This is a genomic window from Methanobacterium sp. (assembly GCF_016217785.1).
Taxonomy (GTDB): Archaea; Methanobacteriota; Methanobacteria; order Methanobacteriales; family Methanobacteriaceae; genus Methanobacterium.
Genome location: NZ_JACRGA010000016.1, coordinates 116245 through 125000, shown reverse-complemented (window position 1 = coordinate 125000; position 8756 = coordinate 116245). Strand labels below are relative to the sequence as shown.

General features: G+C 37.8%; 9 protein-coding genes (1 of these 9 running past the window's edge). All 9 read left to right on the top strand.

The window, feature by feature from the left end; translation table 11 throughout:
• Window positions 1-706, top strand: the end of a protein-coding gene (gene mcrA, locus HY987_RS07160) for a coenzyme-B sulfoethylthiotransferase subunit alpha (protein WP_292757061.1). 947 nt of this gene lie to the left of the window's left edge; only the last 706 of its 1653 coding nucleotides appear in the window; its start codon lies beyond the left edge, outside the window; the stop codon is at window positions 704-706.
• A gap of 258 nt (window positions 707-964) precedes the next feature.
• Window positions 965-1135, top strand: coding sequence for a 4Fe-4S binding protein (locus HY987_RS07155; RefSeq protein ID WP_292757060.1), 171 nt, complete (start codon window positions 965-967; stop codon window positions 1133-1135).
• Entirely contained in the window at window positions 1136-2317 is a 1182-nt protein-coding gene (locus tag HY987_RS07150; RefSeq protein ID WP_292757058.1) for an NAD(P)/FAD-dependent oxidoreductase, read from the top strand.
• Window positions 2318-2439: 122 nt separating this feature from the next.
• Window positions 2440-3078 (top strand): TetR/AcrR family transcriptional regulator, encoded by a 639-nt coding sequence (locus HY987_RS07145; protein WP_292757056.1) that lies wholly within the window; start codon window positions 2440-2442, stop codon window positions 3076-3078.
• Between the two features lie 171 nt (window positions 3079-3249).
• A complete protein-coding gene (locus HY987_RS07140) occupies window positions 3250-3966 on the top strand; it encodes a TetR/AcrR family transcriptional regulator (RefSeq protein WP_292757054.1) in 717 nt (238 codons plus the stop codon).
• Between the two features lie 254 nt (window positions 3967-4220).
• Entirely contained in the window at window positions 4221-5186 is a 966-nt protein-coding gene (gene mer, locus HY987_RS07135) for a 5,10-methylenetetrahydromethanopterin reductase (protein ID WP_292757052.1), read from the top strand.
• 317 nt (window positions 5187-5503) lie between these two features.
• The gene (locus HY987_RS07130; protein WP_292757050.1) at window positions 5504-6160 is read left to right on the top strand and encodes a TetR/AcrR family transcriptional regulator; all 657 of its coding nucleotides are present in this window, start codon (window positions 5504-5506) and stop codon (window positions 6158-6160) included.
• Between the two features lie 421 nt (window positions 6161-6581).
• Window positions 6582-8060 (top strand): condensation domain-containing protein, encoded by a 1479-nt coding sequence (locus HY987_RS07125; protein ID WP_292757048.1) that lies wholly within the window; start codon window positions 6582-6584, stop codon window positions 8058-8060.
• A gap of 66 nt (window positions 8061-8126) precedes the next feature.
• Window positions 8127-8756, top strand: a complete 630-nt coding sequence (locus HY987_RS07120) for a DUF2284 domain-containing protein (protein ID WP_292757045.1) — start codon at window positions 8127-8129, stop codon at window positions 8754-8756.

Genomic DNA, 8756 nt, shown 5'->3' with positions numbered 1-8756 from the left:
CGACCAGATCTGGCTCGGTTCATACATGTCTGGTGGAGTAGGTTTCACCCAGTACGCAACCGCAGCTTACACTGACGATATTCTGGACGACTTTATCTACTACGGTATGGAATACGTAGACGGTAAATACGGTGTTGTCGGAACCGAAGCAAGCACTGAAGTGGTTCACGACATAGCTGCTGAAGTAACCATGTACGGACTGGAACAATACGATACCCCTGCTCTCCTGGAAGACCACTTTGGAGGTTCACAGAGAGCCGCAGTTGTTTCCGCTGCTGCTGGATGTTCCGTTGCATTTGCAACCGGGAACTCCAACGCTGGAATCAACGGATGGTATTTAAGCCAGATACTCCACAAAGAAGTACACAGCAGACTCGGTTTCTACGGTTACGACCTACAAGACCAGTGTGGAGCATCCAACTCTCTTTCCATCAGGAGTGACGAAGGTTTAATCCACGAACTACGTGGTCCTAACTACCCTAACTACGCCATGAACGTGGGTCACCAGCCAGAATACGCAGGTATTGCCCAGGCACCTCACGCAGCTAGAGGAGACGCATTCTGTGTCAACCCTCTGATAAAAGTCGCATTTGCTGATAAGGACCTGGCATTCGACTTCGCACACCCAAGGAAATCCATCGCCAAAGGTGCACTACGCGAATTCTTACCTGGCGGAGAAAGGGACTTAATCATTCCTGCTTTATAAGCAGAATGGTATTATAATAGATAAATGTGGATTTAAATAATCCACAACTTTTTTTTTATTTTTTAAAATTCTTTAATTAGTTTTAGAGTCTAAAAATTCATTAACATATATATACTGAATCCTGTTTTATACCAGAATTTTTTCACATTAAAAATGAAAACATTTATAAATGAAAATAACCACTGGTTATTAATATAACTGATGGTTATTGGTTTCTGTTTAAAACCCATCCCATCAGCAGATGGATATGGTGATGTTATGATAGTCAAAGAATGGTGCATGTACTGTGGGGAGTGTGCCGGTGTCTGCCCCCGGAACCTCATCCAAGTGCGAGAACTAACACTGGAATTCAATGAAAAAGAATGTAAAGACTGCAAAATATGTATCCAGGTATGTCCGGTCAAGGCTCTGGAGAAACAGGTGGTTTAAATGTTGGAAACAGATATTCTAATTATAGGAGCTGGTCCTGCCGGTTCCATAGCAGCCAAACATGCAGCTTTAAACGGAGCAAAAGTACTCCTAGTCGATAAAAAATCAGAAATTGGAGCCCCTAAAAGATGTGCTGAAGGTGTATCCAAAGATGGGTTAAAAAAACTGGGAATAACTCCCAATCCCCGTTGGATAACCAGTGACATTAATAAAGTGCGTCTGGTTTCACCCAATGGAACCGACGTGCTCTTAGACGAAGATAAAGTGAAGTTATCTGAAATGGGTTATGTTCTGGAGAGGAAAGTCTTCGATAAACACATGGCCATGGATGCAGCCCGCGCCGGTGCCCAGATCATGGTTAAAACCATAGCTACTGGCATGAGCAAAGAAAATGATGGGATCATTGTCAATCTGGAACATATGGGAAATGCATTTGAAATAAAAGCCAAAATAGTCATCGGTGCCGATGGACCAGAATCAAGAGTGGGTAGATGGGCAGGTCTTAAAACCGGTTTAAAACCAGGTAACATGGAATCCTGCGCCCAGTTTGAAATGGTGGGTGTGGATATGAAACAACCTGGCTGCCTGGAACTCATATTTGGAAGTGCAGCTCCTGGTGGTTATGCCTGGATATTCCCCAAAGGTGAAGATATAGCCAACGTGGGTTTAGGAATTCTCAGCACCAAAACCGATAAAACAGCCTACCAGCATCTTCTGGAATTTGTGGATAAATACCCTGCCACCCAGAATGCACAGCCTGTTGAATTGAATGTGGGTGGCGATCCCGTGGGAGGACTCCACAAAGACCTGGTTACTGATAACGTCCTCATCACTGGAGACGCTGCAGGAATGGTAAATCCCCTGGATGGTGGAGGTATCATCAGTGGAATGACCGGAGGACGCATAGCAGGTGAAGTGGCTGCACAGGCCATTTCAGATGGAGATTACTCCAAAAAGAATCTTAAAGAATACCAGAAACACTGCCAAAAGGAAATAGGGGACTCTTTCAAGAAGTATCTCAAGGCTAAAGAGTATCTCTTAAGTCTTTCTGATAAAGAACTGGATTCCATAGCAGATGCCTTCAATGAAAGTGATTTTGACCGGATAAGTCCCACTGATCTGTTAAAAGTACTGGTTAAGGTATCCCCCAAAGCCATGCTGAAGCTGGGTAAACTCTTTTAAAAAACAGTCCTCTAACCGCAGATGAACAAAAGTTTCATTTAGAGAATGGAAAAAATAAAGACTAGACCAAGATCTATTAACTAAAGATCTATCAATAGAAGGTTATTTAAAAGGGTGATTGAGTGTCAATAAAAGAAATACGGGAACGTGAAAAGGAACAGCGCCGCAACTATATCCTGGATGTGGCTGAAGAGTTATTCTTCTCCAGGGGTTATGATGATGTCTCCATGAACCAGATAGCCCAGAAAGTTGGCCTCAACAAAGCCACCCTTTACCTCTATTTTAAAAATAAGGAATCAATTTATTTTGCCATTGTTCTGAGAGGAGTTCGAATTTTCGAGGCACTGCTCAAAAACAGGGTTGAACTTGGAGTAACCGGGATAGACAAACTTGAAGATGCAGGTCGTGCTTACTTTGCATTTTATAAGGATTATCCTGATTACCATGACGCTTACCTCTACTATAAATCAAAAAGGTTCGAAAACAGTGCAGATGAATATGCAATTCAAATAGAATCCCTTACTGGAAACATTATGATAATCATTTGTAATGCCATTCAGGAGGGTATTAAGGATGGAACCATCCGCGAAGATGTTAAACCCATAGAAGTGGCTGTTTTTGTTGCAGTAACTGCAGAACGAATTGTGGGATTAGGTCCCAGTGTTTTAAAAGTTTTAGAAAGCCAGGGCATCAGTCATGAGCAGTTCATTGAGGATTCAATGGATCTGTGGAGGCATATGGTTATGGATAAATTAAACTGATAAAACTCAAGTTATGTAACTCAAATTAAGAATATACAATGGATACTCACTTAATATGTTTTAGATTTTTGTTAAATGATTATGGAGACTAACTTTATAAATATTAAAATAATCAATAATTTAATATAATAACTGTTTTTAAAATTTAAATTCATCCAGAGAGGAATAAGCATGCCTATAGCCCGAAAACAGCAGGATAAAGAAAGAAAGAGGCAAACCATCATAGATGCTGCTGAGAAACTATTTTTTTCCAAGGGTTATGATAATGTTTCCATGAATGATATTGCCAAAGAGGTTGAGGTAAGTAAAGGCACACTTTATGTTTACTTCGAAAATAAGGAAGAACTCTTCTTTGCTATAGTGTTACGTGGGATTATAATCCTCACCACATCAATAAAAGATGAGATGAGAAAAAAAGAGACAGGAATTGAAAAGATAATAGGATTTAGAAAGGCATACTATGATTTTGCAAATGAATATCCTGATTATCTCAGAATATACAACTCTTTCCAGTCTGACCGATTCGATCTAACCAGCATTGTAAATATCACTTATATGAAAAAAGCCATCGAAGAAGGTAGGCAGTATTCTATGTTCCCGGTCACTTTTGAATCAGTTAGCGATTATCTAAAGGAAATCACTGATTTAAGAAGAGAAATGGTAAATATTCTATCTAACGCAATAGAAACTGGAATACAAGATGGCACTGTCCGTTCAGATATCAATACATTACAAATGGCAATTTTATTGACATTACTCACCCAAAACATCCAGGAAATGCCCTATGATTACAAGCAATTACTTGATGTTAAAGGAATTAACAATGAAGAATTTACCCGAAATATTGATGATTTTATAATAAACATGTTTACCAACAGAGATCATTAATAACAATTCCAAAGCTAAATCCATTCTTTTTGACATTAATTCTCTAATTTTGATGTATTCCAAAATATTTGCCGGTTTTGGTTCTGATTTAACATTTAAGATAAATACTCAGAGTATTAGAAGTTGACAAATTTTCAGTATTATAGAACTTGCATTCATAACCAAACTTTTATATAGTATTGACCATCAGTTATTATATATAATGACCAATGGTCAATAATAATTATGACCATTAGTCAAAGGAGAGTGAAGGTATGAAATTTGGTATTGAATTTCTTCCAAACGAACCAATAGAAAAAATTGTGAAACTGGTAAAGCTGGCAGAAGATGTTGGCTTCGAATACGCATGGGTAACCGACCATTACGACAACAAGAACGTTTATGTAACATTAGCAATGATTGCAGCAGGAACAGAAAGTATTAAAATTGGCCCAGGAGTTACCAATCCTTACGTTCGAAATCCTGCCATAACTGCATCTGTAATTGCAACAATCGACGAATTATCCCACGGAAGGGCAACTTTAGGTATGGGGCCTGGTGATAAGGCAGCCTTTGATGCGCTAGGAATTGAATGGACAAAGCCGGTCAGCACCATAAAGAGTTCCATTGAAACTATAGAAACCCTCCTTAAAAGTGAAAAAACCAAAAATGGTGCAGTCCTTAAGGGAGTTAAACCAGTCCAGGATAAAATTCCAATTTATATGGGTGCTCAAGGACCAATGATGCTTAAAACAGCTGGTGAAATTTCTGATGGTGCACTTATAAATGCTTCTAACCCTAAGGATTTTGAAGTAGCCGTACCTCTAATAAAAGAAGGATCCACACTTGCAGGGAAAAAATTAGAAGATGTTGATGTGGTGGCCTATACCTGTTGTTCAATTGATGAAGATGCCAACGCCGCATTAAAAGCAGCTAAAATCGTGGTGGCATTTATAGCCATGGGTTCACCAGCTCCAGTTCTAGAAAGACATGGGATAAATCCTTCAATTTCTGGAAAAATCAGGACATTTATAGGTAACGGTGATTTCGGCGCGGCAATCGGAATGGTTGATGACAAACTCATGGATGCTTTCTCTGTTGTTGGAACACCTGATGATTTTGTTCCTAAAATCGAAGCTCTCAGTGACATGGGAGTGACCCAGTATGTAGCTGGATCTCCAATTGGACCAGATAAAGAGAAATCCATAAAACTATTAGGAGATGTTATAAACAGCTTTTAACTGTTTAAAACCAGACTTCATGTGGCTGTTGAGTTAGATCAGCAGCCGCATTTTTCACCAATTTTCATTTTAAATACAAAAAGGATTTTTGATTTTTTACTCATCATTTTTAAAAGCTAAATTTAATTAAACTGAATTAAACACTTTTTCATATTATTTATGCAAATATATCTTAATTGATGTCACTTTTAATCCCATTTATGTAATCATTACATTCTTTAGTGTTCAACACCACTTATTAACCTCCAAAACCAAACTATCATTAATAGTGATTAGCATATCTTTAAATTAATTATGTTTTAATAAGGTGGGATGGAATGTCAACAGCAGCTCGGAAGATACGAGAGAAGGAACAAAGAAAACAATCTATCATTGACGCTGCTGAAAAGTTATTTTTCATCAAAGGTTATGATAACGTTTCCATGAACGATATCGCCAAAGAAGTGGAGTTGAACCGGGCCACCCTTTATATTTATTTTAAAAATAAAGAAGCATTGTGTTTTGCGGTTATCTTGCGTGGAGTTAAAATACTGAATGAAATGGTTAAAAATAATGTAAAATCCGCTGCTGACACTCAAAAAATCAATGCCATGGGCAAATCATATTACACCTTCTTCAGTTTATATCCACAGTATTTTGAGGTTTATACTTATTTTCAATCAGGAAGATTTGGATCAGATGTTGTTGGTTTAAGACGTCCGGCCTGGGATGATGTAAGGGAAATAGCCAGGTTACAAAAAGAAATATTTGATATCCTGCATCTGGCCATAAAAAATGGAATTAAGAGAGGGAAATTCTCTTCCAAACTTGATCCTTTATACGCAACCTTTTTGGTAATGAATGCCCTTGATATTGTTTTGAATCCGTCTCCAATGGTAATGAAGGAACTCAAGGATAGAGATATTAATTTATATAAATTTGAGACAGATTTCATGTATTTTGTTAATGAATTACTCAAAAACAAAGAATTATAAAGAAATTTTCTTATTATATGCCTTATTTATTATTTATTTTAATTGATTTAGATTTTTAATGTAATATTTATCATATTACTGATTTATTTGCTTTTTTAGATAATTTAAACCGTTTTTAACTGATTTATGCATATAATGTCCTTTGATATGGAACAGATCAGCAGATCATACCACAAAATTTATATAATAAAATAACACCATGTTATAAAATAACAGGCTGTTATAAAATAACGCTATGTTAAAAAATAACAACTTGTTGCAATTAAAGTGATGGGGAATCAGGATGTATCTGGCAGATCTTCGTTGAAAAGGACCATTTATTCATCAGGAACAATCCTGATTTGCTACTTAAACCTGTTCTTAGATTTCTGGATGAGATTGAATGAGGAATAGGCAACTTTTGCTAAAGGAGGAAATAAATATGCCCATAGTAAAAAGGGATAAAACTAATGCCAATGATGGGACAAAAAATGATGATTACACTAAAAATATCACGGGATGTATTCGGAAGGTTACCAATCTCGAACGAGTCTATTTCTGGACTCCATACAGTAATGTCTCAATGATCACAAGGATTAATGGTGATGTTTCCCCGGAAAAGCTACGCTTTGCAATAAACACTGTTCGAAAGATGCACCCACTTCTGGGTGCCAGGATCGTATTTGATGAGGATCACAATGCCTGGTTTTCATCTGATAATGTTCCCCTACCCAGCCTTAAGATCATTGGCAGGGTTTCAGACACACACTGGTTCAAAGAATTACAGCAAGAAATCACCGTACCTTTTGATCTGGAAAAAGGCCCAATGATAAGATTTATTCTAATACATTCTGAAAATGTGTCAGAATTGGTGATAATATGTAACCATTGCATTTGCGACGGTATGGCACTGGCCTGCTTGGTTCGTGACCTGCTTGGTTACTACGAAAATCCTGAAAAAGAGATTAAAGTGGTTCCCCCACTGAATATGACTGATTTTCTTCCAAAAAAAGGTTTTTCGATTTCCTCCATTATGATGCGTCTTTTCATATCTCAAGCTAATAGAAAATGGAAAAAGAACCCTTATACTTTTAAATACGAAGATTCTGTTGCTCTACAGAATGCTTACTGGGATAAAAACATGTTTAATACGGTTCTTCTTGAACTTGAACCTCACGAAACAAAAGATCTTTCAAAAAGATGCAGAGCCAATGGTGTGACAATAGGATCCGCAGTCTCAGCCGCATTCATTGCAGCACGTGAAGAAATTAAGGGACCGTTTAAAAAGAATCAAAAACAAATCTGGATCCCATTTGACCTACGCAGACATGCCAAGGAAAAAATAGGGGATGTATTTTGTCTCTGTGTAGGAGCACCGAGTTTTCCATATACCTATAACTCCAAAAAATCATTCTGGAGGAATGTTTCCCTATTGCATGACCAGATTCATGAAAGAGTGGAAAAATTGGATTCTGATGCCCTTGAAGTTCTGGACTTTGATCCTACGCTCATGGATGCATTATCATCTTTTGCACCATTTGAAAAAGTTGTTCCCGAGGCATATGATCAGACCGAGAATCTATTGCAGTTTTCAAATGATAAAAAGAACATTGCCTTCTCATTTGCAAAAAAATCGGAAAACATGGTACCTGGCACAATTCCATCAAACTTGGGCAGGCTAAACATACCCGAGACCTACGGGGGCCTTAAAATTGATCGTATGGTTTTCCTTCCAGTAATGAGTAATTCAGTTCCCCTAACCCTGGGCGGGGTCAGTGTTGGTGACATACTGGTGTTTTCACTTATTTATCCTGAGCCAAAAAACACAGCTGAATCTATAACCCCTGAAATGATCCAGATCCGCAATAAAGCCCTGAAATATCTTGGATTTCCAGATAAAATAAGCGAAATGGCCTTGTAATTTAATCCCATGATTTTTAATAGTTTATTTCAATGAAAACAGGAAAAAGATTTTAGGTGGAAAAAAATGCCAAAAAATGATAATTACAGGGTTTTAGAAAAATTTGCTTTAGATTTAGGAGTTGTCTATGCAAAAGTCATCCCCGCTGAAAAAGTAGTAGTCGAAGAAAGAGTCCGTCTCAAGTGCATGGTCTGCCCCTACTATGGGAAGAACCTAAAATGCCCACCCCACACACCAAGCATCCAGGAGTTCCAGAAGATAGTCCACGAATACAATTTGGCCATGATTGTTAAGCTCAAACCTCCAGAAATATCCGGGGAAATAGCAAAATATGGGCAGGAAAAGGGAGATGAGGTTAGACTGTGGAATCAGGACTTGAACAATTTATCACCAGTAATATGGTCAGATATATCAAAAATTTACAAACACATGTTAACTGATTTGCTGGAGCTGGAGAGAGCAGCTTTCAACCAGGGATATGCCTTTGCTATGGCATTTTTTGGTGGAAGGTGCTTGCTTTGTGAAAATTGTAATCTGGATAAGGGTTGTCAGAACGCCTTGATGGCACGTTTTTCAGCGGAATCTATGGGTATCAATTTGTTAAAAACAGCAGCAAATGCAGGAATTGAATTAAAATTTGATACTGATGGTAATCCAACCCCAATAACTCCAATGGCAATATTACTAATAGATTAG

Bases quoted from the DNA above. Each gene is read 5' to 3' on its own strand.
- HY987_RS07155 (WP_292757060.1), top strand. From the start codon at position 965: ATGATAGTCAAAGAATGGTGCATGTACTGTGGGGAGTGTGCCGGTGTC.
- HY987_RS07150 (WP_292757058.1), top strand. From the start codon at position 1,136: ATGTTGGAAACAGATATTCTAATTATAGGAGCTGGTCCTGCCGGTTCC.
- HY987_RS07140 (WP_292757054.1), top strand. From the start codon at position 3,250: ATGCCTATAGCCCGAAAACAGCAGGATAAAGAAAGAAAGAGGCAAACC.
- mer (WP_292757052.1), top strand. From the start codon at position 4,221: ATGAAATTTGGTATTGAATTTCTTCCAAACGAACCAATAGAAAAAATT.
- HY987_RS07130 (WP_292757050.1), top strand. From the start codon at position 5,504: ATGTCAACAGCAGCTCGGAAGATACGAGAGAAGGAACAAAGAAAACAA.
- HY987_RS07125 (WP_292757048.1), top strand. From the start codon at position 6,582: ATGCCCATAGTAAAAAGGGATAAAACTAATGCCAATGATGGGACAAAA.
- HY987_RS07120 (WP_292757045.1), top strand. From the start codon at position 8,127: ATGCCAAAAAATGATAATTACAGGGTTTTAGAAAAATTTGCTTTAGAT.